Annotated in this window: 17 protein-coding genes, 1 tRNA gene and 2 pseudogenes; 16 read left to right on the top strand and 4 right to left on the bottom strand. The window is 59.1% G+C overall.

What is annotated here, in order from left to right; translation table 11 throughout:
- Window positions 1-108 precede the first annotated feature (108 nt).
- From dnaG to ACZZ0D_RS27045, 15 genes and pseudogenes are all read left to right on the top strand, one after another.
- A complete protein-coding gene (gene dnaG / locus ACZZ0D_RS27115) occupies window positions 109-2,073 on the top strand; it encodes a DNA primase (protein ID WP_463554709.1) in 1,965 nt (654 codons plus the stop codon).
- 67 nt (window positions 2,074-2,140) lie between these two features.
- A pseudogene (rpoD, locus tag ACZZ0D_RS27110) lies at window positions 2,141-3,986 on the top strand (RNA polymerase sigma factor RpoD).
- Window positions 3,987-4,112: 126 nt separating this feature from the next.
- Window positions 4,113-7,860: pseudogene (locus ACZZ0D_RS27105) on the top strand (bifunctional diguanylate cyclase/phosphodiesterase).
- A gap of 15 nt (window positions 7,861-7,875) precedes the next feature.
- Window positions 7,876-7,952, top strand: a tRNA-Ile gene (locus tag ACZZ0D_RS27100).
- Window positions 7,953-8,168: 216 nt separating this feature from the next.
- Window positions 8,169-8,735: a PBECR2 nuclease fold domain-containing protein gene (locus ACZZ0D_RS27095; protein ID WP_463554708.1), complete on the top strand. Its 567-nt coding sequence runs from the start codon at window positions 8,169-8,171 to the stop codon at window positions 8,733-8,735.
- Window positions 8,736-9,030: 295 nt separating this feature from the next.
- Window positions 9,031-9,492 carry an Lrp/AsnC family transcriptional regulator gene (locus ACZZ0D_RS27090; protein WP_053124425.1) on the top strand — a complete coding sequence of 154 codons (462 nt, stop codon included), beginning with the start codon at window positions 9,031-9,033 and terminating at the stop codon, window positions 9,490-9,492.
- Between the two features lie 759 nt (window positions 9,493-10,251).
- Complete coding sequence (locus ACZZ0D_RS27085; RefSeq protein ID WP_463554707.1) at window positions 10,252-11,934, top strand: flavin monoamine oxidase family protein; 1,683 nt, start codon at window positions 10,252-10,254, stop codon at window positions 11,932-11,934.
- Between the two features lie 12 nt (window positions 11,935-11,946).
- On the top strand, window positions 11,947-12,741 hold the full coding sequence (locus tag ACZZ0D_RS27080; protein WP_282356616.1) for a carbon-nitrogen hydrolase family protein: 795 nt from the start codon (window positions 11,947-11,949) through the stop codon (window positions 12,739-12,741).
- 38 nt (window positions 12,742-12,779) lie between these two features.
- Window positions 12,780-15,194, top strand: a complete 2,415-nt coding sequence (gene pqqF, locus ACZZ0D_RS27075; RefSeq protein ID WP_463554706.1) for a pyrroloquinoline quinone biosynthesis protein PqqF — start codon at window positions 12,780-12,782, stop codon at window positions 15,192-15,194.
- Between the two features lie 156 nt (window positions 15,195-15,350).
- Entirely contained in the window at window positions 15,351-15,425 is a 75-nt protein-coding gene (gene pqqA, locus ACZZ0D_RS27070) for a pyrroloquinoline quinone precursor peptide PqqA (protein WP_003422658.1), read from the top strand.
- A gap of 81 nt (window positions 15,426-15,506) precedes the next feature.
- Window positions 15,507-16,418, top strand: a complete 912-nt coding sequence (pqqB, locus tag ACZZ0D_RS27065) for a pyrroloquinoline quinone biosynthesis protein PqqB (RefSeq protein WP_053124431.1) — start codon at window positions 15,507-15,509, stop codon at window positions 16,416-16,418.
- Between the two features lie 141 nt (window positions 16,419-16,559).
- On the top strand, window positions 16,560-17,312 hold the full coding sequence (gene pqqC / locus ACZZ0D_RS27060) for a pyrroloquinoline-quinone synthase PqqC (RefSeq protein WP_003228879.1): 753 nt from the start codon (window positions 16,560-16,562) through the stop codon (window positions 17,310-17,312).
- Entirely contained in the window at window positions 17,309-17,584 is a 276-nt protein-coding gene (gene pqqD, locus ACZZ0D_RS27055; protein WP_400648767.1) for a pyrroloquinoline quinone biosynthesis peptide chaperone PqqD, read from the top strand. Before pqqC ends, pqqD begins: the two co-directional genes overlap by 4 nt.
- Window positions 17,556-18,716 carry a pyrroloquinoline quinone biosynthesis protein PqqE gene (pqqE, locus tag ACZZ0D_RS27050; protein WP_159815430.1) on the top strand — a complete coding sequence of 387 codons (1,161 nt, stop codon included), beginning with the start codon at window positions 17,556-17,558 and terminating at the stop codon, window positions 18,714-18,716. Before pqqD ends, pqqE begins: the two co-directional genes overlap by 29 nt.
- On the top strand, window positions 18,682-20,493 hold the full coding sequence (locus ACZZ0D_RS27045) for a S9 family peptidase (RefSeq protein WP_463554705.1): 1,812 nt from the start codon (window positions 18,682-18,684) through the stop codon (window positions 20,491-20,493). Before pqqE ends, ACZZ0D_RS27045 begins: the two co-directional genes overlap by 35 nt.
- Before the next feature lie 114 nt (window positions 20,494-20,607).
- Here the strand turns inward: ACZZ0D_RS27045 and ACZZ0D_RS27040 are convergent, their stop codons facing one another.
- The 3 genes from ACZZ0D_RS27040 to ACZZ0D_RS27030 all read right to left on the bottom strand — a co-directional run bounded on the left by ACZZ0D_RS27040 (window position 20,608) and on the right by ACZZ0D_RS27030 (window position 22,507).
- A complete protein-coding gene (locus ACZZ0D_RS27040; protein WP_003228885.1) occupies window positions 20,608-20,766 on the bottom strand; it encodes a YqaE/Pmp3 family membrane protein in 159 nt (52 codons plus the stop codon).
- A gap of 65 nt (window positions 20,767-20,831) precedes the next feature.
- Entirely contained in the window at window positions 20,832-21,014 is a 183-nt protein-coding gene (locus ACZZ0D_RS27035) for a DNA-binding protein (protein ID WP_463546841.1), read from the bottom strand.
- A 209-nt stretch (window positions 21,015-21,223) separates the two neighbouring features.
- Window positions 21,224-22,507, bottom strand: a complete 1,284-nt coding sequence (locus ACZZ0D_RS27030) for an aspartate aminotransferase family protein (protein WP_463554704.1) — start codon at window positions 22,505-22,507, stop codon at window positions 21,224-21,226.
- A 169-nt stretch (window positions 22,508-22,676) separates the two neighbouring features.
- Here ACZZ0D_RS27030 and ACZZ0D_RS27025 point away from each other — a divergent pair, with 169 nt between their 5' ends.
- On the top strand, window positions 22,677-23,591 hold the full coding sequence (locus tag ACZZ0D_RS27025) for a LysR family transcriptional regulator (protein WP_053124445.1): 915 nt from the start codon (window positions 22,677-22,679) through the stop codon (window positions 23,589-23,591).
- A gap of 227 nt (window positions 23,592-23,818) precedes the next feature.
- On the opposite strand, the gene ACZZ0D_RS27020 is transcribed toward ACZZ0D_RS27025, so the two are convergent.
- Complete coding sequence (locus tag ACZZ0D_RS27020) at window positions 23,819-25,597, bottom strand: acyl-CoA dehydrogenase C-terminal domain-containing protein (protein WP_463554703.1); 1,779 nt, start codon at window positions 25,595-25,597, stop codon at window positions 23,819-23,821.
- Window positions 25,598-25,681: the final 84 nt, after the last annotated feature.

Below are 25,681 nucleotides of genomic sequence, written 5' to 3'. Positions count from 1 at the left end.
TACGCAGACGACACCGGTCGAGCCGCACTTTTTGCGTGCTTCAAACAACGACCCGCGTCCGGCAGCCTTACGCATCGGACTTATTGCAGCGCAGACGACGAGAATGCCATGGCCGGGCTAATTCCCCAGAGCTTCATTGACGACCTGCTGAACCGCACCGACATCGTCGATGTGGTCAGTTCGCGCGTGCAATTGAAGAAGGCCGGCAAGAACTACACCGCCTGTTGCCCGTTTCACAAAGAGAAAACCCCGTCGTTCAGCGTCAGCCCCGACAAGCAGTTCTATTACTGCTTCGGCTGCGGCGCCGGCGGTAATGCCCTCGGCTTTCTCATGGATCACGACAACCTGGATTTTCCCCAGGCCATCGAAGATCTGGCGAAAGCCGCCGGCATGGAAATCCCCCGCGAAGAAAGCGGCCGCGAGCGCAAGCCACGGCAACCGACTGATTCGCCGCTCTACCCGCTGCTCACCGCCGCTGCCGATTTTTACAAGCAGGCCCTCAAGAGCCACCCCGCGCGCAAAGCGGCCGTGGATTACCTCAAGGGTCGCGGCCTGACCGGCGAGATCGCCCGGGATTTCGGCCTCGGCTTCGCGCCGCCAGGCTGGGATAACCTGTTCAAACATTTGAGCAGCGACACCCTTCAGCAAAAAGCCATGATCGACGCCGGGCTGCTGATCGAGAACGCCGAAACCGGCAAACGCTATGACCGCTTCCGCGATCGCGTGATGTTCCCGATACGCGACACCCGCGGCCGCATCATCGCCTTCGGTGGCCGCGTACTCGGCGACGACAAGCCCAAGTACCTGAACTCCCCGGAAACCCCGGTTTTCCATAAAGGTCAGGAACTCTACGGCCTTTATGAAGCACGCAAGAACAACCGCAACCTCGACGAAATCATCGTCGTCGAAGGTTATATGGACGTCATCGCGCTCGCCCAACAAGGCTTGAAGAATGCAGTCGCGACGCTGGGCACCGCGACCAGCGAAGAACATTTGAAGCGCCTGTTTCGCGTCGTGCCGAACGTGTTGTTCTGTTTCGACGGCGACCAGGCCGGCCGCAACGCCGCGTGGCGCGCACTCGAAGCAACGCTGTCAAGCCTGCAGGACGGGCGTCGCGCACGCTTTTTGTTTCTGCCCGAAGGCGAAGACCCGGATACGCTGGTTCGCGCTGAAGGCACCGATGCCTTCAAGGCGCGCATCAATCAGCACGCTCAGCCGCTGGCCGACTATTTCTTCCAGCAACTGACCGAAGAGTCTGACCCGCGTTCGCTCGAAGGCAAGGCGCACATGGCCACCCTCGCCGCACCGTTGATCGACAAAGTGCCGGGCGCCAACCTGCGCATCCTGATGCGTCAGCGCCTGACCGAAATCACCGGCCTGAGCAGCGAAACCGTCAGTCAGCTGGCGCAAAATGCGCCGCAGGAAGCGCCGCCCGCTTACGACCCGGGCATCAATTACGACGCAATGCCGGACTACAGCGACTACCATCAGCCGCAGGCACAGGACATGTATGTGCCGCAGCAGGAGTGGACGCCGAGGAAACCTGGCGCTGGCGGCAAGAAGTGGGACAAGAAGCCCTGGGATAAAAACGGCAAGCGTGGCGGCGATCGCGATCAGCAACGCCCGCGCACGCCGATTGGCGTCGAATCGCCAACCCTGACCGCCCTGCGCACACTGCTCCATCACCCGCAACTGGCCGAGCGCGTCGAAGATGCCGGGCACATTGCGGACGAGAATCAGACCAACGCCCAGCTGCTTGTGGCGCTGCTCGAAGCCGTACAGAAGAATCCCAAGCTAAACTCATTTCAGTTGATCGCGCGATGGCACGGCACTGAACAGGGTCGATTGCTCAAGGCATTGGCAGAAAAGGAGTGGTTGATTGACGGAGATAACCTTGAACAACAGTTTTTCGACACCATTACTAGCTTGTCAGCCCGCCAACGCGAGCGAAATCTTGAACAGTTACTCAGGAAAGCCCGTCAAAGCGAACTGAGTATTGAAGAGAAAAATCAACTGCGCGACCTTCTAAGTCGCAATGTTTCCGCATCAAACCCGACCTCAACTGGCGCGTGAGGTCATAGCTCAGGTATAATCCTCGGCTTGTTTTTTGCCCGCCAAGACCTTCAGTGGATAGGGTGTTATGTCCGGAAAAGCGCAACAGCAGTCTCGTATTATTGAGTTGATCAAACTGGGTCGTGAGCAGAAGTATCTGACTTACGCCGAGGTCAACGACCACCTGCCCGAGGATATTTCAGATCCAGAGCAGGTGGAAGACATCATCCGCATGATTAACGACATGGGGATCCCCGTACACGAGAGTGCTCCGGATGCGGACGCCCTTATGTTGGCCGACGCCGATACCGACGAGGCCGCTGCGGAAGAAGCAGCCGCCGCGTTGGCAGCGGTGGAGACCGATATCGGTCGCACCACTGACCCGGTGCGCATGTACATGCGTGAAATGGGTACGGTCGAGCTTCTGACTCGTGAAGGCGAAATTGAAATCGCCAAACGAATCGAAGAAGGCATCCGTGAAGTGATGAGCGCAATCGCGCACTTCCCTGGCACGGTTGACCATATTCTCTCCGAGTACACTCGTGTGACCACCGAAGGTGGCCGCCTGTCCGACGTCCTGAGCGGTTATATCGACCCGGACGACGGCATTGCGCCGCCTGCCGAGGTACCGCCGCCTGTCGAAGCGAAAGTCGCGAAAGCCGACGACGAAACCGACGACGAAGAAGCCGAATCTTCCGATGACGAAGAAGAAGCCGAAAGCTGGTCCGGATCCTGTTATCGCCGCCCAGCGTTTTGGCGCGGTCGCCGACCAGATGGAAATCACCCGCAAGGCCCTGAAAAAGCACGGTCGCAGCAACAAGGCAACGATTGCCGAATTGCTGGCGCTGGCTGAGCTGTTCATGCCGATCAAACTGGTACCGAAGCAATTCGAAGGTTTGGTTGAACGTGTTCGCGGTGCCCTTGATCGTCTGCGTCAGCAAGAGCGCGCGATCATGCAACTGTGTGTACGTGATGCACGTATGCCACGCGCTGATTTCCTGCGTCAGTTCCCGGGTAACGAAGTCGACGAAAGCCTGCTCGACGCCCTGGCTAAAGGCAAGAGCAAGTACGCCGAAGCCATTGGTCGCGTACAGCCGGACATCATCCGTTGCCAGCAGAAACTGATCGCGCTGGAAACCGAAACCGGTCTGACCATCGCTGAAATCAAGGACATCAACCGTCGCATGTCGATCGGTGAGGCCAAGGCCCGCCGCGCGAAGAAAGAGATGGTTGAAGCGAACTTGCGTCTGGTGATCTCGATCGCCAAGAAGTACACCAACCGTGGTCTGCAATTCCTCGATCTGATCCAGGAAGGCAACATCGGCTTGATGAAAGCGGTAGACAAGTTCGAATACCGTCGTGGTTACAAGTTCTCGACTTATGCCACCTGGTGGATCCGTCAGGCGATCACTCGCTCGATCGCCGACCAGGCCCGCACCATCCGTATTCCGGTGCACATGATCGAGACGATCAACAAGCTCAACCGTATTTCCCGGCAGATGTTGCAGGAAATGGGTCGCGAACCGACCCCGGAAGAGCTGGGCGAACGCATGGAAATGCCTGAGGACAAGATCCGCAAGGTATTGAAGATCGCTAAAGAGCCGATCTCCATGGAAACGCCGATCGGTGATGACGAAGACTCCCATCTGGGTGACTTCATCGAAGACTCGACCATGCAGTCGCCAATCGATGTCGCCACTGTTGAGAGCCTGAAAGAAGCGACTCGCGAAGTGCTGTCCGGCCTCACTGCCCGTGAAGCCAAAGTACTGCGCATGCGTTTCGGTATCGACATGAACACCGACCACACACTCGAAGAAGTGGGCAAACAGTTTGACGTAACGCGTGAGCGGATCCGTCAGATCGAAGCCAAGGCGCTGCGCAAGCTGCGCCACCCGACGCGAAGCGAGCATCTGCGCTCCTTCCTCGACGAGTGATACCAGAACCCCCGGCCCAGGCCGGGGGTTTTGTTTTTAGGCAGATTAAATTCCTCGCACCACCCTCCCCGCTGCAGTCCGCGTCTACACTCGAAACAATCACCCCCGAGCCATAACGAGAGCGTTATGCCCAGACTGGCGCCCGTGCTTTTCTTGCTGTCACTGATGATTTGGACCCGCAACGGCTAACGCGCTGACTCTGACCGATGAAGAACGTAGCTGGCTGGCGGCTCACCCGGACTTGCGCCTGGGTGTCGATGCATCGTGGCCACCGTTTGAGTTTCGTGACGACCAGAGCCGTTATCAGGGCCTGGCGGCTGACTACATCGACGTGATTCGCCAACGTCTGGCGATCAAACTCACGCCGATTGAGCCCATCAGCTGGACAGAGGTGCTGGAGCAGGTCAAAACCGGCAAGATCGATCTGCTGCCGGGGATCATGTCCACTCCGGAACGGCAGAACTATCTGTCATTCACCCGGCCCTACCTCGACTTCCCGATTGTCATCCTCGCCCACGTCGGCGGCGCGCAACCGCGCAAACTCGATGATCTGTACGGATTAAAAATCGCCGTGGTGGAAAACTATGCGCCGCACGAACTTCTGCGCACCCACCACCCGGATCTGAATCTGGTGGCCATGCCCAACGTCAGCTCGGCGTTGCAGGCATTGGCGACCGACGAAGTCGACGCCGTGGTCGGCGACCTCGCCTCCAGCGTCTGGAGCCTGCGTCAGCTCAAGCTCGATGGCCTCTATGTCAGCGGCGAAACCCCGTATCGCTATCAACTGGCGATGGGCGTGCCGCGCGAAAACAAAGTGCTGGTGGGAATTCTCGACAAAGTCCTCGCCGACATGAGCCCCGCCGAAATCAGCGCCATTCAGGAACACTGGGTGGGCAACGTCCTCGATCACCGGACGTTCTGGTCAGACCTGCTGGTTTACGGCTTGCCCGGCCTGTTATTGCTGATGATCGTGCTGGCCGTGGTGATCCGCATCAACCGCCGTCTCAGCTCGGAAATCGCCCGGCGCATCGACCTCGAACAGGAGCTGCGCAGCAGCGAATATCACTACCGTGGACTGGTCGAGAGCTTGTCGGCGATCGCTTGGGAAGCGCGGATGAGCGACTTCACCTACAGCTATGTGTCACCGCACGCCGAAGACTTGCTCGGTTATCCACTGTCGCATTGGTTGATTCCGGGGTTCTGGCGCAACATCATTCACCCGGCCGACCTCACTCGCGCCCAGAGTTTTTGTGATCACGAGGTGCTGGCAGGACGCGATCACAGCCTCGATTACCGAGTGATTACCGCCGACGGCCGCTGCCTGTGGGTGCGCGACATCGTCAGCCTTATCGAACATGGCCACGAACCGGTGATGCGCGGTTTGATGATCGACATCAGCGAAACCAAGCGCACTGAAGAAGCGCTGCGTCTTTCCGAGCAGAAATTCGCCTCGGTCTTCCAGCAATGCCCGGACATTCTGGTGATTGCGCGGCTGTCCGACGGCTGTTTGCTGGAGGTCAACGAAGCCTTCGAGGAACAGATTGGACTCAAGGCCGAAGAAGTCATCGGCCAGACCGCCACGGATCTGAATATCTGGGGCATTCCCGGCGTCGGCCCCGGTTTGCTCCAGCGCTTGCAGGCCGGCAGCATCCGCAATCTGGAAATGCCCTTCCGCCGCAATAACGGCCAAGTATTCACCGGCCTGATTTCCGCCGAGCCGTTCGACCTCGACACCACGCCGGCGCTGGTGGTCGTGGTGCGCGACATTACCCAACTCAAAGAAACCCAGCAGCAATTGCAAACCTCCGAAGAGAAATTCGCCAAGGCTTTCCACGCCTCGCCGGACGGATTGTTGTTGTCGCGGCAGAGCGATGGCCTGCTGCTGGAGGTCAACGAAGGGTTCAGCCGCATCACCGGATTCAACAGCGCGATGTCGGTGGATCGCTCGGCGCTGGATCTGGGAATCTGGGTCAACCTCAACGAGCGCAAACAGATGCTCGACCTGCTGCACCGCGACGGCTTCGTGCGTGATTTCACCTGCCATATCCGTCGTAGCGATGGTCAGATTCGTCTGTGCGAAGTGTCCAGCCGACCACTGCCGATCGGTGACGAAGATTGCATGCTGACCATCGCCCGCGACATTACTGAACGTCATCTGATGCAGGAAAAACTGCAACAGGCTGCGACCGTGTTCGAGAGCACCGCCGAAGGCGTATTGATCACCGATACCCAGCAGCACATCAGCGCAGTCAACCGCGCCTTCACGGAAATCACCGGTTACAGCGAAAGCGAAGCCCTTGGCCACACCCCGCGCCTGCTCGCCTCCGGTCTGCACGACAGCGCGTTTTATGCGGCGATGTGGCACCAGTTGACCGACGAAGGTCACTGGCAAGGCGAGATCTCCAACCGGCGTAAAAACGGCGAGCTGTACCCGAGCTGGCTGACCATCAGCGCCGTGCGCAACCGCGACAAATTCATCACGCACTTTGTCGCTGTGTTTGCCGACATCTCCAGTCTCAAACACGCGCAGGCGAAACTCGATTATCAGGCGCACCACGACCCGCTCACCGGCCTGCCAAACCGCACGCTGTTCGAAAGTCGTCTGCTCTCGGCGCTGACCACACAACAGGAAAACGGTGGTCAGGGCGCCGTACTGTTCCTCGACCTCGACCGTTTCAAACACATCAACGACAGCCTCGGCCACCCGGTCGGCGACCTGCTGCTCAAGGGCATCGCCGTGCGCCTCAAAGAGCAACTGCGCGACATCGACACCGTGGCACGGTTGGGCGGTGATGAATTCATCATCCTGCTGCCCGGCCTGCAACAGGCCAGCGACGCGGACAACATCGCCACCAAACTCCTCAACTGCTTCGGCGCGCCGTTTCAGGCTGGCGAACACGAGTTTTTCATCAGCGCCAGCATCGGCACCAGCCTCTATCCGCGCGACGGCTGCGACGTCGCCACGCTGGTAAAAAACGCCGACGCGGCGATGTACCGCTCCAAAGCCAAGGGCCGCAACCGCGTCGAAAGCTACACCCGCGACCTCACCGCGCAGGCCAGCGAGCGTATCGCGCTGGAACACGAACTGCGCCGGGCCATCGAGCGCAATGAATTGCACCTCTACTACCAGCCGAAAATCAGCCTCGACGACCATCGTCTGGTCGGTGCCGAAGCGTTGATTCGCTGGCGCCACCCAACCTTTGGCGATGTGCCGCCGGAGCACTTCATTCCACTGGCCGAAGAGAACGGCATGATTCTGCAGATCGGCGATTGGGTGCTGGAGACCGCGTGCCGGCAGATGTTCGAGTGGAATCAGGTCTACGACAGCCTCGGCCCGTTGTCGGTGAACCTCGCCGGCGCACAACTGCGCCAGCCGAACCTGCTCGGGCGCATTGAGCAACTGCTCAACGAAAACGGCCTGATGCCGGATTTACTGCAACTGGAAATTACCGAGAATTTCATCATGAGTCAGGCCGAAGAGGCGCTGGCCGTGCTGCACCAACTCAAACACCTCGGCGTGCAACTGGCAATTGACGACTTCGGCACCGGATATTCCTCGCTCAGCTACCTCAAACGCCTGCCACTGGACATCCTCAAAATCGACCAGTCCTTTGTCCGCGGACTGCCCGACGACCCCCACGATGCGGCGATTGTGCGCGCCATCATCGCACTGGGCCGCAGCATGCAATTCACCGTCATCGCCGAGGGCGTGGAAACCCAGGCACAGCAGCAATTCCTCGCCGCCGAGGGCTGCGAACAGATCCAGGGCTACATCGTCAGCCTGCCGCTGCCGCCGGAAGAATTCGCCGCAACGTTTCTGCGTGTAACCGTATCGGATTTTTCGGATAGCACAGCCGAGAAACCGTCGCTATAATCCGCGGCCTACTGAGGGCCTATAGCTCAGTTGGTTAGAGCAGAGGACTCATAATCCTTTGGTCCACGGTTCAAGTCCGTGTGGGCCCACCAAATTGAAAGCCGCGCTAAATGCGCGGCTTTTTCTTGGGCGATGGATTAGGGTTCGACGTTTGGCGAGCGCAATGTACGGAAGAGCATTGTTAGGAATACAACCGCAAGATCTGTAGGAATGTTCCCAAACTAAGTTTTCTCCCCTCTCCGCGCGTTGTTGACCGTTTCTCCAGACGAGTAATCTCCGGACGCCTCCGCCCGTCCAGGATCGATTTCATGCTCGTGAATGCTGCGCCACTGATAAAGGAAGCAGCCGACCGGCAAACCTGGATCGACCTCGCCTTACCCGATCTCAGAACCTTATCGAGAGAACTTCGGTCAGCCGCAATAGAAGAGGTAAAAAGGGCCGAGGACGCAGAAGGCGCGCTCAAAATCCTCTCGGATCACTTTGGGTTTGTCGACGAGTCATTGTTGGCCGTTACCATCCTCACGCCCATCGGTAACGTCGCGGTCCTGAGAGACAAACTCGCCCACATCGTCGAGAAACGTCCAGACTCCCGAGAACGTTATGTTCGACATGCCATAGATACGCTGACGGGACCTTTTGAAATATGGAAAGTCCTCTACGATAACGGCGGATACCGAATGGCATTCATTAACGCCTACGAGGCAAAAAACGACATGCTTGTCGTGGTCGATGTGCGAAACGGGCATGTCCTCTGGAACTTCATGCACGCTCCCGCCAGAGCGATGAACAAACACCGCCAAGGCGAGCTTTTGTACAAGCGGTACATTCTTGAAGACAAAGAAAAGGGCAGCCATTTGGCTGCCCTTAATATTTGAATCCTGATATTTGCATCCTCAGGAAATGGGATGAAGAGGTCTCACCTTACACCGATGTTGCAGCATCGCTGAGGTACCTACGTCCACTAATGCCCTGCAAGGCAGCGGATTTCGCGCTCTTGCTGGCATTCTTGATAAATAGGCCAATCAAGTCAAATCAAATATCCGATGTATTGTTTCAGCGCAACGATGGCATCGATTCTTGGGTGAACAGTTCAAACATCGCCTGCAAGCGTGTTGCTGACAGTGTCTGTAACATGCGTACTCACCGCCCCCACACCCACGGAGCCACCCCTTGCCCGACACCCGCCCGCCCGCGCTCGATGAAATCGACCGTCAGCTAATCGCCGCCCTGCAAATCAACGCCCGCGAAAGCGTTGCCATGCTTGCCCGGCAGTTGGGCATTGCGCGCACCACCGTGACTTCGCGACTGGCGCGGCTGGAAAAGGCCAAAGTGATCACCGGTTACGGCGTGCGCCTGGGTCAGCGGGTGGTCGATGGCGGCTTGCAGGCTTACGTCGGGATCAAAGTGCAACCGCGTTCCGGCAAGGAGGTGGTGCGTCGGTTGAGTGCGATGGCGCAGGTGCAGCAGCTGTGTGCGGTGAGTGGCGAGTTTGATTATGTGGCGTGGTTGCGCACTGATTCGCCGGAGCAGCTCGATCAGTTGCTGGATCAGATTGGCGGGGTGGATGGGGTGGAGAAGACGACGACTTCGATTATTTTGAGTAGCAAGGTTGATCGGGGGCAGCCGGTTTGAGAGTTAGCCATATCATTTCGGTTGGCTGATAAGGCCTCTTCGTGAGCAAGCCCACTCACACATTTAACCCAGGTTGCGCCCAATATCTGCACCAAGCACAAATCTACTGTGGGAGCGGGCTTGCTCGCGAAGGCGATTAGTCAGAAACAACGATGTCGACTGAATCGACGCTTTCGTGAGCAAGCCCACTCCCACATTTAACCCGGGTTGCTCACAAAATCTGCGCCAAGCACAAATCCACTGTGGGAGCGGGCTTGCTCGCGAAGGCGGTTTGTCAGCAACAACGATGTCGACTGTTTCGACGCTTTCGTGAGCAAGCCCACTCCCACATTTAACCCGGGTTGCGCACAAAATCTGCGCCAAGCACAAATCCACTGTGGGAGCGGGCTTGCTCGCGAAGGCGATTAGTCAGCAACAACGATGTCGACTGAATCGACGCTTTCGTGAGCAAGCCCACTCCCACATTTAACCCGGGTTGCGCCCAATATCTGCGCCAAGCACAAATCCACTGTGGGAGCGAGCTTGCTCGCGAAGGCGATTTGTCAGCAACAATGATGTCGACTGTTTCGACGCTTTCGTGAGCAACTCCACTCCCACTTTTTGGTCGGTGTGCAGGCCTCTATCGTCAGATTGATCAGGTAATTAGCAAAACGACGACACTTTGCGTCTTATTAACGTGTTCCACGCTCCCTAGAATGGCTGGCATCTTTTCCTATACTCAGACGCGCATTCCGCGTCGGGTCGCCAGCAAGGTCAGCCATGAACAAGAACAATCGCCATCCTGCAGACGGTAAGAAACCAGTCACCATTTTCGGCCCGGACTTCCCGTTCGCGTTTGACGACTGGATCGAACACCCGGCCGGTCTCGGCACTATTCCCGAGCACAATCACGGCGCAGAAGTGGCGATTGTCGGCGCGGGCATCGCTGGTCTGGTGGCGGCTTACGAGTTGATGAAACTCGGCCTGAAGCCTGTGGTTTACGAAGCGTCGAAGCTGGGCGGTCGTTTACGCTCGCAAGCCTTCAACGGCACTGACGGCATCGTCGCTGAACTCGGGGGCATGCGTTTTCCGGTGTCGTCCACCGCGTTCTATCACTACGTCGACAAGCTCGGCCTCGAAACCAAACCTTTCCCGAACCCGTTGACGCCTGCCTCCGGCAGCACCGTGATCGATCTCGAAGGCAAAACCCATTACGCACAGAAACTGGCGGATCTTCCTGCACTGTTTCAGGAAGTGGCTGACGCCTGGGCGGATGCGCTGGAGGCCGGCTCGCAGTTCGCCGATATCCAGCAAGCCATCCGCGACCGCGATGTGCCACGCCTGAAAGAGCTGTGGAATACCTTGGTGCCGCTGTGGGACGACCGCACGTTCTATGACTTCGTCGCCACCTCGGAAGCCTTCGCCAAACTGTCGTTCCATCACCGCGAAGTGTTCGGTCAGGTTGGTTTCGGTACCGGCGGCTGGGACTCGGACTTCCCCAACTCGATGCTGGAAATCTTCCGAGTGGTGATGACCAATTGCGACGATCACCAACACTTGGTGGTCGGCGGCGTCGAGCAAGTGCCGCAAGGCATCTGGCGTCATGTGCCGGAGCGCTGCGTGCATTGGCCAGAAGGCACCAGCCTGAAATCCCTGCACCGTGGCGCGCCGCGTTCCGGCGTGAAGAAAATCGCTCATGCGCCGGATGGCCGTTTCGCGGTCACCGACAACAACGGCGATACCCGCGAATACGCCGCCGTGCTGACCACGTGCCAGAGCTGGCTGCTGACCACGCAGATCGAATGCGACGAAACCCTGTTCTCGCAAAAGATGTGGATGGCCCTCGACCGCACCCGCTACATGCAGTCGTCGAAGACTTTTGTGATGGTCGACCGGCCATTCTGGAAAGACAAGGATCCGGAAACCGGCCGCGACTTGATGAGCATGACCCTCACCGATCGCCTGACCCGTGGCACTTATCTGTTCGACAACGGCGACGACAAACCGGGCGTGATCTGCCTGTCGTACTCGTGGATGAGCGATGCACTGAAGATGCTCCCGCACCCGGTGGAGAAACGCGTAGAACTGGCGCTGAACGCGCTGAAAAAGATCTACCCGAAAGTCGATATCGCCGCGCGAATCATTGGCGATCCGATCACCGTGTCGTGGGAAGCCGACCCGTACTTCCTCGGTGCCTTCAAAGGCGCCCTGCCCGGCCACTATCGCTATAACCAGCGCATGTACGCGCACTTCATGCAGGACGAGATCCCGGCCGAGCAACGCGGAATTTTCATTGCCGGCGACGACGTTTCCTGGACGCCGGCATGGGTTGAAGGCGCGGTGCAGACCTCGCTCAACGCGGTATGGGGGATCATGAAACATTTCGGCGGGTCGACACATAAAGCGAACCCGGGCCCCGGTGATGTGTTCAAAGACATCGGCCCTGTCGCCCTGCCCGAGTAAGAGGAATCCCTGATGCGTGTAGCCCTTTACCAATGTCCACCGCTGCCACTGGAACCCGCCGCCAACCTGCAACGCCTGCATCAAGTGGCGATGGAGGCCAAGGGCGCCGACCTGCTGGTGCTGCCGGAGATGTTCATGACCGGCTACAACATTGGCGCCGAAGCGGTCAGCACCTTGGCCGAGGTCTACAACGGTGAATGGGCGCAGCAGATCGGCCGGATCGCCAAGGCTGCAGGTCTGGCGATTGTTTATGGCTATCCGGAACGCACCGCCGACGGACAGATTTACAACGCCGTGCAACTGATCGACTCGCACGGCGAGCGCTTGTGCAATTACCGCAAAACGCATCTGTTCGGCGATCTGGATCGCTCGATGTTCAGCCCAGGCGATGATGATTTCCCCATCGTCGAACTGAACGGCTGGAAGCTCGGTTTCCTGATCTGCTACGACCTGGAGTTTCCGGAGAACACTCGGCGTCTGGCACTCGCCGGCGCCGAGCTGATTCTGGTGCCGACGGCGAACATGATTCCGTTCGATTTCGTCGCCGACGTCACCGTGCGATCGCGCGCCTTCGAAAACCAGTGTTACGTGGCCTACGCCAACTATTGCGGCAGCGAAGGCGAGATCCACTATTGCGGGCAAAGCAGCCTCGCTGCACCGGATGGCAGCCGCATCGCCCAAGCCGGACTCGACGAAGCGCTGATCATCGGCGAACTCGATCGACAGTTGATGCTCGACTCCCGCGCCGCCAATCGCTACCTCAGCGACCGCCGCCCCGAGCTTTACGGCGCGCTCAACCGGCGCTAATCCGCTAGCATTGGCACTTCACTGTTCTGGAAGTGCCCATGCCTGCGCCGACTCACCCCCGCCCCCACACTGAAATCCTGGCCAACGGCTTGCGCGTGACCCTGCGTCATATGCCTGACCTGAAGCGCTGCGCGGCTGCTTTGCGCGTGGCCGCTGGTAGCCATGACGGGCCATTGGCGTGGCCAGGGCTGGCGCATTTTCTTGAGCATTTGCTGTTCCTCGGCACCGAGCGGTTTCCCACGGGCGAAGGGCTGATGGCCTACGTGCAAGGTCACGGTGGCCAGGTCAATGCCAGCACGCGCGAACGCACCACTGACTTTTTCTTTGAGTTGCCGACGCGCTCGTTCGGCGCAGGGCTGGAGCGTCTGTCAGACATGCTCGCCAAACCGTGTATGAATCTGGACGATCAGTTGCGGGAACGGGAAGTGTTGCAGGCGGAATTTGTCGCCTGGTCGCAGGATCCTGCAGCGCAGCAGCAGTTTTCCTTGTTTGAAGGGTTACCGGCTGAACATCCATTGCGCGGGTTTCATGCGGGGAATCGCGACAGCCTGCAAGTCGAGCAGGCTGCGTTTCAACAAGCGCTCAAAGATTTCCATCAGCAGTTTTATCAGACGGGGCAAATGACCTTGAGTCTGGTTGGGCCGCAGAGTCTCGAAGAATTGAAAGCGCTGGCTGAGCAGTTTTCACAAGCCTTACCGGCTGGGGATAACGTTACGCAGGCGGCAACCGTGCCGCTGGCGGTAAAAAGTTATCAACAGGTCAGTGAGCGACGCGGCAATTTGCTGTTTGCGTTTGATGCCTTGCCTGAGTCATCCGTCGAGGCTTTGGTGTTTCTCTGCCATTGGCTGAACAGCGCCAAACCCGGCGGGCTGCTCGCGCATTTGCAGGCGCAAAAACTGGCAGATGGCTTGAAAGCTGCGCCGGTTTATCACTTCAACGGGCAAGCGTTGTTGCAGCTGGAATTCACCGCTCCAGCGGAATCGTTAAACGCCATTCGCGAGCAGATGCTGGATTGGCTGAGTTTCTTCGCTCAGCAGGATTGGTCGCCACTGCGCAAAGAATACGCGGCCCTGCTTGAACGTCAGCAGCAAGTCAGCGGCGCGCTGCAACGGGCGCGGCTCGACAGTGAACAATTGGAAATCGGCCTGTCCGATAAAGGCGTTGAAGCCCTCACACAGATCCTCGGCGAAATCGGCACTGTGGATAACTTCAGCGAGCACTGGCGTCTGCCCGCAGCCAATCCGTTCCTGCGCGCCAATGAACCGTTGGCCAATGCCGGGCTGATTCGCGGCCAGACCAGCGCCCACCGTGGCCTGCGCACGTTTGCTCAGGATCGATCGCGCGGCCGCCGTGAACGCTCACCGATGCAGTTCAGTCAGGCTTTGCCGGACAACAGCGAGGAAGGCGCGATTTATCTGCGCTGGCAGGTTGAGGCCGCCGTAAGCGCTGATCTGCACTCGCGCTTGCAGCGCAGTCTTCAGCAACCTCAGCAGGACGCGCGCGAGGCCGGCGTCGAGCTGTCTTTCAGCGCCACGGGCAATCAATGGCTGCTGAAGCTCACCGGATTGCAGGAGCCGATGCCCAATGTCCTCGAGCACGCGCTGAAATCTCTGACAGAGGTTGATGCCAATTCCCCACGCAGCGCGCCAGAAACGCCGTTGATGCCCATCCGCCAACTGATAAATGCCTTACCGAAGTTTTGTCTGGAGCCTGTACCAACGGCTGACGATGCAAAACACCTGTGGACAACTTCTCGGTGGGACGGCCTCGCTTTGGGCCTCAATCAACAAACCCAATCAGCCATGGGCCTCGCTCTGAGCCGCATTCCCGGTACGCCGGACAACCAATTGCCTGCTCCGTCAGCGCTCGACAGCCGACGGTTATGGCGCCAGATCGACAGCGCATCCAGCGAACACGCCGTGCTGTTGTGCTGCCCGACTGCCAGTCGCAGCATTACCGACGACGCGGCATGGCGACTGCTCGCGCTGATTGTCCAGACCCCGTTCTACCAGCGCCTGCGCGTTGAGTTAAAACTGGGTTACGCGGTATTCAGCGCCTTGCGCCAGATACACGGCCAGACTGCAATCGTATTCGGCGTGCAATCGCCCACCGCCTCAGCGCTGGAAATACTTGGCCACGTTCAAGCATTCAGCGAAGACCTCCCCGCGTTGATCGAATCCCACGATGACGCCAGTCTCAGCCAGCACCGGCAAAACCTCAGTGATCAATTCAACGACGCCAACCTGTCCAGCAAGGACGCCGCCGAATTGCTGTGGCAGGCGAAACTCGCTGGCCACTCGTCGGATTATCTTGAGCAACTGAGCGCTGCCATCGGCCAACTCGATCGCCAGACTTTGCTCACGGCTGCACAGCATTTGATCAACGCCGAGGGCGGTTACCGCTGTCTCGCCACCGATTCCGCGCCCGGCGCGCCATGGCAAGCAGCAAATTGATCATTACCGAGGCTGCAAGGAGCTTTCTCAAAGATTCACGGGCAAACCCGGTGACATTTTGAGTAACATAGCAGCCTAACTATTTGGAACATCTCTGCGCTGCCGTGGACTATAACTATGGACAGCGCTATCCCACCCACCCTGAGGAGACACACCATGTCCTGGACAAAACCTGCTTACACCGACCTGCGTATCGGCTTCGAAGTCACCATGTACTTCGCCAGCCGCTGAGTTCTGCTTACATAGAACTGCAGTGCAACGCCTCGGCTCGCCGGGGCGTTTTATTTTCCGCGTTGAAATGATGGAGTGTTCATGTTCGTCCAGATTCTGGGTTCGGCCGCTGGCGGCGGTTTTCCGCAGTGGAACTGCAACTGCGTCAACTGCGCAGGTTTTCGCGACGGCAGCCTGAATGCCAAGGCCCGCACCCAATCGTCCATCGCGATTTCCGATGACGGCGTGAACTGGGTGCTGTGCAACGCCTCGCCAGACATCCGCGCGCAGCTGCAAAGCTTCGCCCCGATGCAACCGGGCCGCGCCCTGCGTGACACCGGCATCAGCGCGATCATCCTGATGGACAGCCAGATCGACCACACCACCGGCCTGCTCAGCCTGCGCGAAGGCTGCCCGCATCAGGTCTGGTGCACGGACATGGTTCACGAAGACCTGAGCACCGGTTTCCCGCTGTTCAAGATGCTCACCCATTGGAACGGCGGGTTGGACTGGAACCGCATCGAACTCGACCAGAGCTTCACCGTGGCCGCCTGCCCGAACCTGCGTTTCACCCCGCTGCCGTTGCGCAGCGCCGCGCCGCCGTACTCGCCGCACCGCTTTGATCCGCACCCGGGCGACAACATCGGTTTGATCGTGGAAGACCTGAAGACTGGCGGCAAGCTGTTCTATGCCCCGGGTCTGGGCAAGGTCGATGCGCCGTTGCTGGAGATCATGGCAAGCAGCGATTGCCTGTTGGTCGACGGCACGATGTGGGATGACGATGAAATGCAGCGCCGTGGCGTCGGCACGCGTACCGGTCGTGAGATGGGCCATCTGGCGCAGAACGGGCCTGGCGGCATGCTCGAAGTGCTGGAGCAGTTGCCGGAGCAGCGCAAGGTACTTATCCACATCAACAACACCAACCCGATTCTCGACGAAGATTCGCCGGAGCGTGCTGAACTGGCGCGGCGTAATGTTGAAGTGGCGTTCGATGGCATGAGTATTGTGTTGTAAGCCGTAGATACCGATGCGCGGCCCTTCGCGAGCAGGCTCGCTCCCACATTGGAATGCGATCAACCTGTGGGAGCGAGCCTGCTCGCGAAGAGGCCAGTGCAAACAGAAAAGATTTCTAGGGTTGTTCCCCGGAGAACCGCAATGACTGACACCCCGCTGTCCCCCACAGAATTCGAAGCAGCCCTGCGCGCCAAAGGCGCCTACTACCACATCTACCACCCCTACCACGTGGCGATGTATGAAGGCCGCGCCACCCGCGAGCAGATTCAGGGCTGGGTCGCCAACCGCTTCTACTATCAGGTGAACATTCCCCTGAAAGACGCGGCGATCCTCGCTAATTGCCCGGATCGGGAAATCCGCCGCGAATGGATCCAGCGCCTGCTCGACCACGACGGCGCCCCCGGTGAAGACGGCGGCATCGAAGCCTGGCTGCGGCTCGGTCAAGCGGTCGGTCTCGACCCGGATCAACTGCGCTCCCAGGAATTGGTATTGCCCGGCGTGCGTTTTGCCGTCGACGCCTACGTCAACTTCGCCCGCCGCGCCAGTTGGCAAGAAGCCGCCAGCAGCTCGCTGACTGAACTGTTCGCGCCGCAGATCCACCAGTCGCGCCTCGACAGTTGGCCGCAGCATTACCCGTGGATCGACCCGGCCGGTTATGAATATTTCCGCACCCGCCTCGGTCAGGCACGGCGTGATGTTGAGCATGGTCTGGCGATCACGCTCGAGCACTACAAGACGCGCGAAGGCCAGGAGCGCATGCTGGAAATTCTCCAGTTCAAACTGGACATTCTTTGGAGCATGCTCGATGCCATGAGCATGGCCTACGAACTGAATCGCCCGCCGTATCACAGCGTGACCGAACAACGCGTCTGGCATAAAGGAATCACCTTATGAGTTTCGACCGCAGCAAAGTCCCGACCTGGCGTCCCGGCTACCGCTTCCAGTACGAACCGGCGCAAAAAGGTCACGTGCTGCTTTACCCCGAAGGCATGATCAAGCTCAACGACAGCGCCGCGCTGATCGGCGGTTTGATCGACGGCGAACGCGACGTTGCGGCGATCATTGCCCAACTCGATGAGCAGTTCCCCGGCGTGCCTGAGCTCGGTGATGACATCGAGCAATTCATGGAGGTTGCCCGTGCACAGCACTGGATCGAACTTGCCTGATCTGCCGCCCAAGCCTGAAATCGGCCTGCCGCTGTGGCTGCTCGCCGAGCTGACCTACCGCTGCCCGCTGCAATGCCCGTACTGCTCCAATCCGCTGGATTTCGCCGAGCAGGGCAAAGAGCTGAGCACAGAACAATGGATCAAGGTGTTTCGCGAGGCGCGGGAGATGGGCGCTGCGCAACTGGGCTTTTCCGGTGGCGAGCCGCTGGTGCGTCAGGATCTCGCCGAGCTGATTCATGAAGCGCGGCAGTTGGGTTTCTACACCAACCTGATCACCTCCGGCATCGGCCTGACCGAGCAGAAAATCAGCGACTTCAAGAAGGCCGGCCTCGATCACATCCAGATCAGTTTCCAGGCCAGCGACGAGCAAGTGAACAACCTGCTCGCCGGTTCGAAAAAAGCCTTCGCGCAGAAACTGGAAATGGCCCGCGCGGTGAAGGCCCACGGCTATCCGATGGTGCTGAACTTCGTCACCCATCGGCACAACATCGACAAGATCGACCGCATCATCGAGCTGTGCATCGCGCTGGAAGCCGACTTCGTCGAGCTCGCCACTTGCCAGTTCTATGGTTGGGCGCAGCTCAATCGTGTCGGCCTGTTACCGACCAAGGAACAACTGGTGCGTGCCGAGCGCATCACCAACGAGTATCGGGCGAAGCTGGAAGCCGAAGGGCATCCGTGCAAGCTGATTTTCGTCACCCCGGATTACTACGAAGAACGCCCGAAAGCCTGCATGAACGGTTGGGGCAGTATCTTTCTGACGGTCACGCCGGACGGCACCGCCCTGCCCTGCCACGGCGCCCGGCAGATGCCGGTGCAATTTCCCAATGTGCGCGATCACAGCATGCAACACATCTGGTACGACTCGTTCGGCTTCAACCGCTTTCGCGGTTACGACTGGATGCCCGAGCCGTGCCGCTCCTGCGACGAGAAAGAAAAAGACTTCGGCGGCTGCCGCTGCCAGGCATTCATGCTCACCGGTGATGCGAGCAATGCCGACCCGGTGTGCAGCAAATCCGAACACCACGGCGTGATTCTCAAGGCCCGCGAAGAAGCCGAGACCGCCACTCAAACCATCGAACAACTGGCCTTCCGCAATGAACGAAACTCACGCCTCATCGCCAAGGGCTGAGCCATTCAGCGCCTCGCAAGCCGTCGCTGCCGGCATGGACTTCGCCGAGTTGCAACTCGGCGCCAATGGTCTGTTCTGGAATGAATATCGCCCGGAAGATGCCGCGTGCCGGATCTGGCATTGGCGCGATGGTGTGGCGAAACGTCTGACGCCGGATGGCTTCAGCGTACGCAGTCGCGTGTACGAATATGGCGGTGGTGCGTTTTGTCTGACGCCGGACGGGGTGGTTTTCGTCGCTGAGGCGGATCAGCAGTTGTATCGGCAGACGCTGGATGGAGCGCCTGAGGCGCTGGCCTCGGGTGATTGTCGTTACGGCGATCTGCATTTTGCCAATGGCCAGGTGCTGGCGGTGGAAGAACTGCGCGATCAGCATCGGTTGGTGGCAATTGATCTGGCTGACGGCGCGCGGCATTTATTGGTTGAAGGCGCGGATTTTTATGCTGCGCCCACTATCAGCCTGGATGGCCAGCGTTTAGCGTGGGTCGAGTGGAGCCGGCCGCATCAGCCGTGGACGTCGACGCGGTTGATGGTGGCTGAACGCCTGGCGGATGGTGCATTCAGTTCGCCGCGCTGCGTGGCTGGCGCCGAGATTGAGGAGTCCATTCAACAGCCGCGATTTGATGCTGAAGGTCGGCTGTATTGCCTGACTGATCGCGGTGGCTTCTGGCAGCCATGGGCTGAGGCTTCTGATGGTTTGAAGCCATTGCCCGCTGCTCAGGCCGATCATGCACCGGCGCCTTGGCAACTCGGCGGCTGCACCTGGTTGCCTGTTGAAGATTCGGTTTTAGCCAGTTGGAGTGAAGGTGGGTTTGGCCGTCTGACATTGGGCGATGAAGATTTCACCGGTGACTACAGCCGCTTCCGTCATCTGGCTCTGGATGCGCAATTTATCTACTGCATCGCGGCCTCGCCGATCAGTCCTTCGGCGGTCATCACCATTGATCGTGCAACGCGTGAAGTGCAAGTGCTGGCCGGTGGCGTGGCGCCCCTGCCCGCCCAGCGCATCAGTCGTCCGCAAACGTTGCGTTATCCAAGCGGATCCGGCGAAGCGCATGGGTTTTTCTATCCGGCTATGAGCGGCGAGACTAAGCCGCCGTTGGTGGTGTTCATCCACGGCGGCCCGACGTCGGCCTGCTACCCGATGCTCGACCCGCGCATTCAATACTGGACGCAACGCGGCTTCGCCGTCGCCGATCTCAACTATCGCGGCAGCAGCGGTTATGGTCGGGAATATCGTCAGGCGTTGCATCTGAGCTGGGGTGAGGTGGATGTCGAGGATGCTTGCGCGGTCGTCGCGTATCTTGCCGACCAAGGCTTGATCGACGGCGAACGGGCGTTCATTCGTGGTGGCAGCGCAGGCGGTTACACCACGCTGTGTGCGCTGGCGTTCAAACAGGTTTTCCGTGCGGGCGCCAGCCTTTACGGCGTTAGCGACCCGGTGGCGTTGGCTCGGGCGACGCACAAGTTCGAAGGCGATTATCTGGACTGGCTGATCGGCGATCCCGAAAAAGACGCCGAACGCTACGCCGCCCGTACACCGTTGTTGCACGCCAACAACATCCGCGTGCCGGTGATTTTCTTTCAGGGTGAACTGGACGCGGTGGTTGTCCCGCAACAAACCCGCGACATGGTCACGGCATTGGAACAGAACGGAATCCCGGTCGAAGCCCACTACTACCCCGACGAACGCCACGGCTTCCGCCGCGCGGCCAATCAGGCACATGCGCTGGAGCAGGAGTGGAAATTCTATCGACGGGTGATGGGATCTACAGACTGAAACCTTCCCTGTAGGAGCTGCGGCACGCTGCGATCTTTTGATCCTGATCCTCGAATCAAAATCAAAATCAAAAGATCGCAGCGTGCCGCAGCTCCTACAGGGCATGCATCTGGCTCAGCGCTTGGCGATGATATACACCGCATGCACGATCCCCGGAATATACCCGCACAACGTCAGCAGAATGTTCAACCAGAACGCCCCGCCAAACCCGACCTGCAGAAACACACCCAGTGGCGGCAACAAAATAGCGATGATGATCCGAATAAAATCCATGGGGCAGCTCCTGAATGGGGGTTGGCTCACCTGAGCCATACAAGCTAATCGACCCGCGCCGTTCGTCAGGGTTCAGTAGCATTTTCCGCGTCAGCATCAGATTGACGCTGTGCCGCCTCAGAAAATGCAACGAGGCACGACACATCAAACTCTCGCATCGTCGCCTTGTTGATAGCACCGACCTCAAGCAGTGCAATGGCTGACTCGTGTATCGATTCAGAAATTTCACTTTTGAATTTTTCACCCATGAGCTGGCTCCTCAATTTCCTTGGTCAACAGGTTTTCGATTTGTCGTAGCAACGGCGAAGCTTAAAAAACATGAGCGGCTCCATAGCTCAAGCATTAATTGCCACCTGCAAAACCCGGCCACAAAAAAACGCCCCACGCCAAAAGAATCAGGCGTGGGGCGTGCGTTATACCGCGAGACGGTTCTTTAATTCGGGTAGGAAACTTCAGCTCAAACGGCAATCCCTTTGCGGCATTGCAGTTGTGCGGTGCGCACGCGCGCGAATGCGCGGGTGAGGCGCAGGAGCATTTCGTCGATGTTGGTTTTGCTCACGGTGAGCGCCGGGGTGAAGCGCAGACAGTTGGCTTGCGGGGCGTTGAGCAGCAGGCCTTCTTGCAGGGCGGCGTGGACGACGGCTTCGGCGGAATCGTCTGACAGGGTCAGTCCGTAGAACAGGCCTTGGCCACGCAGTTCGCCGTGGTCGTAGCGGTGCGCCAATCGGACCAGGCCTTCGCGCAGATGTTGGCCGTTATCGTTGATCTGTTCGAGAAAGCTGCGGTCTTGCACGCTGTCGAGCACCACCAGACCGGCCGCTGTCATCAGTGCGTTGCCGTGATGGGTGCCGCCGAGTTCGCCTGCTTCGAAACAGCAGGCTTTGCCCCGTGCCAGCAACGCGGCCAACGGCACACCGCCGCCAAGCCCTTTGCCGAGCACGACGATATCGGCGCGTACTCCGCAGGACTGTTCGGCGAGCAACGTGCCGCAGCGGCCGATGCCGGTTTGCACTTCGTCGAGGATCAGCAGAATGCCCAGTTCACGGCATAGACGCTCGACGCCTTTGAGGTAGTGCTCGGTGGCTGGAATTACACCGGCATCGCTCTGGATCGGCTCCAGCATGATCGCCACGGTCTGCGCATCGACCGCCGCATGCAGCGCCGGTAAATCGTTGAACGGCACCAGATCAAAACCCGGCAGCAGCGGCGCGAAACGGTTGTGCAGGTTGCAGCTGTCCGAGGCGGAAATCGTTGCCAGACTTCGACCATGACAACCCTGCTTCGCAACAATAATCCGCGACGCGCCGCCGCGATGCAGTTGGCCCCACTTGCGTGCCAGTTTGATCGCCGCTTCACAGGCTTCGCTACCGCTGTTGAGCAGGTAAGCCTGATCGCTGGAGGTCGCGGCGCACAGGCGTTCGGCGAGGCTGAGCATGCCGCGATTGTGCAGATTGAAACCGGGATTGATCAGCGCCTGCGCCTGACTGCTGATGGCTTTGACCAGCGCCGAAGGGCTGTGACCAAGGCTGTTGGCGCCACCGGCCTGGGAAAAGTCCAGGTACGCACGATCGTTGCTGTCCCATAGCCACGAACCCTGACCACGGACGAATACCTGTTGCGGCCGTTCGACGCTGGGCATCAGGCGCTCGGCGCTGAGATTTTCGTTAGGGTCAGATGGATTGGCCTCGAAAGCGAGGTCATCAAGACTCGGCGTCTGGCGCCGCAAACTGAACAGATTCATTGCAAAAAACCTCGTTTGAGGTGTTTTGAACTGCCTATGTAAACACTGTCGAAGCGAACGCTATTCATCGCGCTTTCTGGCCCTGTAAGCCTTGTGAATGCGGTTAGACTAGGCTCACTGACGGCTTCGGGCCATTTCGTTTTTCCAGCATTTTCGATAAGCATTACTTATGGATTTCAAACAACTGCGTTATTTCGTCGCGGTCTACGAAGAAGGCCATGTCGGCCGGGCGGCGGAGCGCCTGTCGATCTCGCAACCGGCGCTGTCGCAGCAGATCCGCCAGCTCGAACAAAACCTCGACGTCACTCTGTTCGAACGCAGCAGCAAACGCCTGCTGCCAACCCTCGCCGCGCACACTTTGTATAACCACGCCTTGCCGCTGCTCGACGGTTTGCAACGGGCGCGCGAGGCGTTGGGCAACTTCAAGGGTCAGGCGCTGCGAACGCTGGCGATCGGCGTGTTGCAAACGGTTCACACCAGTCTGGTGCCGCAAATGCTTGAGCGCGTGCGCAAGGCACAGCCGCATCTGGTGGTGCAGATTTATGAATTGACCGGACTTGAGATCGAGCGACGTTTGCTCAATGGCTCGCTGGATATTGGCATCAGTTATCTACCGCCGCGCCAACCGGGTTTGCATGGCGTGATGCTTTACGAAGATGAACTGACGCTGGTGATCCCGGCGGATCATCCGCTACGCGAATTCAAGAAAGTCTCGATGCGCCAAGCCGCCGAGCTGCCGATGTTGCTGTTGGGCGAAGAATTCCAGATCCGCCAGATCTGGCAGGCGCAACTGACCGCCCTCGGGCGCCGTCCGCAGGTGCAAGCCGAGCTGAACAATATGGTGGGGATTCTCGACAGTCTGCCGCATACCAAATTGGCAACGGTGCTGCCGGGGCGTTCACAGAAGGAATACGACGATCAGGATCTGCTGTGGAAGCCGCTGAGCGAACCACGGGTGCCGCTGAAAGTTGGCTTGGTCTGTCGCGATGTGCAGCGTCAGCAGGCGCCGTTGGCGCTGTTGCAGACATTGCTGGAAGAAGTGATGGAGCGCGAAGTCAGGCCGCCGCTCGATCCGTTGGTCTGAGCACTTTTCTGCAGGCAAAAGAAAACCCCGCCGAAGCGGGGCTTTGCAGACTGTTTCCCTGACATCCATTTCACTCCGCCACCCTGGCAGAATCCTACGTGTCCGTGTTGTTGCTTTGCGCTTCCTGCGCGACGTCCATGAAATGTAGATTAGCCGTGGATCCAATCCACGCATATGGGAGAACAGCAGCACGTCATGTAAGCAAATGCTTACATGACGTTACATCGTCAGAATTGCGCCGCATCCAAAAGGAACAACGACTCGCTACCGGCCTTCACCGACGCGCTCAACGAGTGAATCCGCGGCAGCAAACGGGCGAAGTAAAACCGTGCAGTGCCGAGCTTGCTCGCGTAAAAATCGTCCTGCGCTTCTTTGCCCAGCGAGGCCTTGGCCATCAGTGCCCACATGTACGCGTAGGAAACGTAGCCAAACGCTTGCAGATATTCGACCGAGGCCGCGCCGATTTCGTTCGGGTTGTTTTTCGCCCGATCCAGCAGCCACGAGGTCAACTCGTCGAGGGTGTTGACGGCATCGTTCAGTGGCTTGGTGAATTCGCCCAGATCGGCGCTCGCGGTGGCAGTGAAGTGGCGGATTTCGTCAGCGAACAGCTTGTAGAACGCGCCGCCGCTGCCGACGATCTTGCGACCGACCAGATCCAGCGCCTGAATGCCGTTGGTGCCTTCGTAGATCTGGGTGATGCGCACGTCACGCACCAGTTGCTCCTGGCCCCACTCGCGGATATAGCCGTGGCCGCCGAAAATCTGCTGGCCGTGCACGGTGGTTTCCAGACCCAGATCGGTGAGGAACGCTTTGGCTACCGGCGTCAGCAGTGCAACCAGATCTTCCGCACGCTTGCGGGTGGTGGCGTCTTCGCTGAACTTGGCGGTGTCGAGTTGCATCGCCACGTAAGTGGAGAACGCACGGCCGCCTTCGTTCGAGGCTTTCATGGTCAGCAGCATGCGCCGCACGTCCGGGTGGACGATGATCGGGTCAGCGACTTTGTCTTTGTTCTGCGCGCCGGTTGGCGAACGGCTTTGCAGACGGTCGCGCGCATATTCAACGGCGTTCTGGTACGAACGCTCGCCGGTCGCCAGGCCTTGGATACCAACGCCCAGACGCTCGTAGTTCATCATGGTGAACATCGCGTTGAGGCCTTTGTTCGGCTCGCCGACCAGATAACCCACAGCTTCGTCGAAGTTCATCACGCAGGTCGCAGAGGCCTGGATGCCCATTTTGTGTTCGATCGAACCGCAGTTCGCCGGGTTGCGCGCGCCGAGGCTGCCGTCGGCATTGACCATGAACTTCGGCACGAGGAACAGCGAGATGCCTTTCGGGCCTGCCGGGGCGTCCGGCAGTTTCGCCAGCACCAAGTGAATGATGTTTTCGGTGAGGTCGTGTTCACCACCGGTGATGAAGATCTTGGTGCCGCTGACCTTGTAGGAACCGTCGGCCTGAGGCTCAGCCTTTGTACGAATAATCCCCAGGTCGGTGCCGGCGTGCGGCTCGGTCAGGCACATCGAACCGGCCCAGACGCCGGCGTACATGTTCGGCAGGTACGCGGCTTTCAGCTCTTCGCTGGCGTGGGCGTTGATCGACAGGCAGGCGCCGGCGGTCAACATCGGGTACAGACCGAAGGACAGGCTGGCGGAGTTGACCATTTCTTCGACTTGCGCCGACACGGCTTTGGGCATGCCCATGCCGCCGAACTCTGGATCACCGCCAACGCCGACCCATCCGCCTTCGGCGTAAGTCTGATAAGCCTGTGGGAAACCGGCCGGAGTGGTGACGGCGCCGTCGGCCCAATGACAGCCTTCTTCGTCAGCGGCACGGCTCAGCGGCGCGATGCTTTTGCTGGTGACCTTGCCGGCCTCTTCGAGAATGGCTTCAACGGTTTCAGCGTCGACGGTCTCGGCCAGGGCCGGCAGTTCGGCCCAGAGTTTGGCGACCTCGAACACTTCATTGAGGACGAAGCGCATATCGCGCAGCGGCGCTTTGTAGTCAGCCATGGCAAACCTCGCAAGATCTAAACAGGTTATTCGTGAAGGGTGTTTTCGTTGAGCCCGAGTGTACCTCAACAACTTTTGCGACAC

It is taken from the genome of Pseudomonas sp. AC193 (assembly GCF_979258075.1).
Note: the sequence above shows the minus strand (reverse complement) of the source record. Positions and strands in the feature narration are given on the sequence as shown.

Bases quoted from the DNA above. Each gene is read 5' to 3' on its own strand.
- dnaG (WP_463554709.1), top strand. From the start codon at position 109: ATGGCCGGGCTAATTCCCCAGAGCTTCATTGACGACCTGCTGAACCGC.
- ACZZ0D_RS27095 (WP_463554708.1), top strand. From the start codon at position 8,169: ATGCTCGTGAATGCTGCGCCACTGATAAAGGAAGCAGCCGACCGGCAA.
- ACZZ0D_RS27085 (WP_463554707.1), top strand. From the start codon at position 10,252: ATGAACAAGAACAATCGCCATCCTGCAGACGGTAAGAAACCAGTCACC.
- ACZZ0D_RS27080 (WP_282356616.1), top strand. From the start codon at position 11,947: ATGCGTGTAGCCCTTTACCAATGTCCACCGCTGCCACTGGAACCCGCC.
- pqqF (WP_463554706.1), top strand. From the start codon at position 12,780: ATGCCTGCGCCGACTCACCCCCGCCCCCACACTGAAATCCTGGCCAAC.
- pqqB (WP_053124431.1), top strand. From the start codon at position 15,507: ATGTTCGTCCAGATTCTGGGTTCGGCCGCTGGCGGCGGTTTTCCGCAG.
- pqqC (WP_003228879.1), top strand. From the start codon at position 16,560: ATGACTGACACCCCGCTGTCCCCCACAGAATTCGAAGCAGCCCTGCGC.
- pqqD (WP_400648767.1), top strand. From the start codon at position 17,309: ATGAGTTTCGACCGCAGCAAAGTCCCGACCTGGCGTCCCGGCTACCGC.
- ACZZ0D_RS27045 (WP_463554705.1), top strand. From the start codon at position 18,682: ATGAACGAAACTCACGCCTCATCGCCAAGGGCTGAGCCATTCAGCGCC.
- ACZZ0D_RS27040 (WP_003228885.1), bottom strand. From the start codon at position 20,766: ATGGATTTTATTCGGATCATCATCGCTATTTTGTTGCCGCCACTGGGT.
- ACZZ0D_RS27035 (WP_463546841.1), bottom strand. From the start codon at position 21,014: ATGGGTGAAAAATTCAAAAGTGAAATTTCTGAATCGATACACGAGTCA.
- ACZZ0D_RS27030 (WP_463554704.1), bottom strand. From the start codon at position 22,507: ATGAATCTGTTCAGTTTGCGGCGCCAGACGCCGAGTCTTGATGACCTC.
- ACZZ0D_RS27025 (WP_053124445.1), top strand. From the start codon at position 22,677: ATGGATTTCAAACAACTGCGTTATTTCGTCGCGGTCTACGAAGAAGGC.
- ACZZ0D_RS27020 (WP_463554703.1), bottom strand. From the start codon at position 25,597: ATGGCTGACTACAAAGCGCCGCTGCGCGATATGCGCTTCGTCCTCAAT.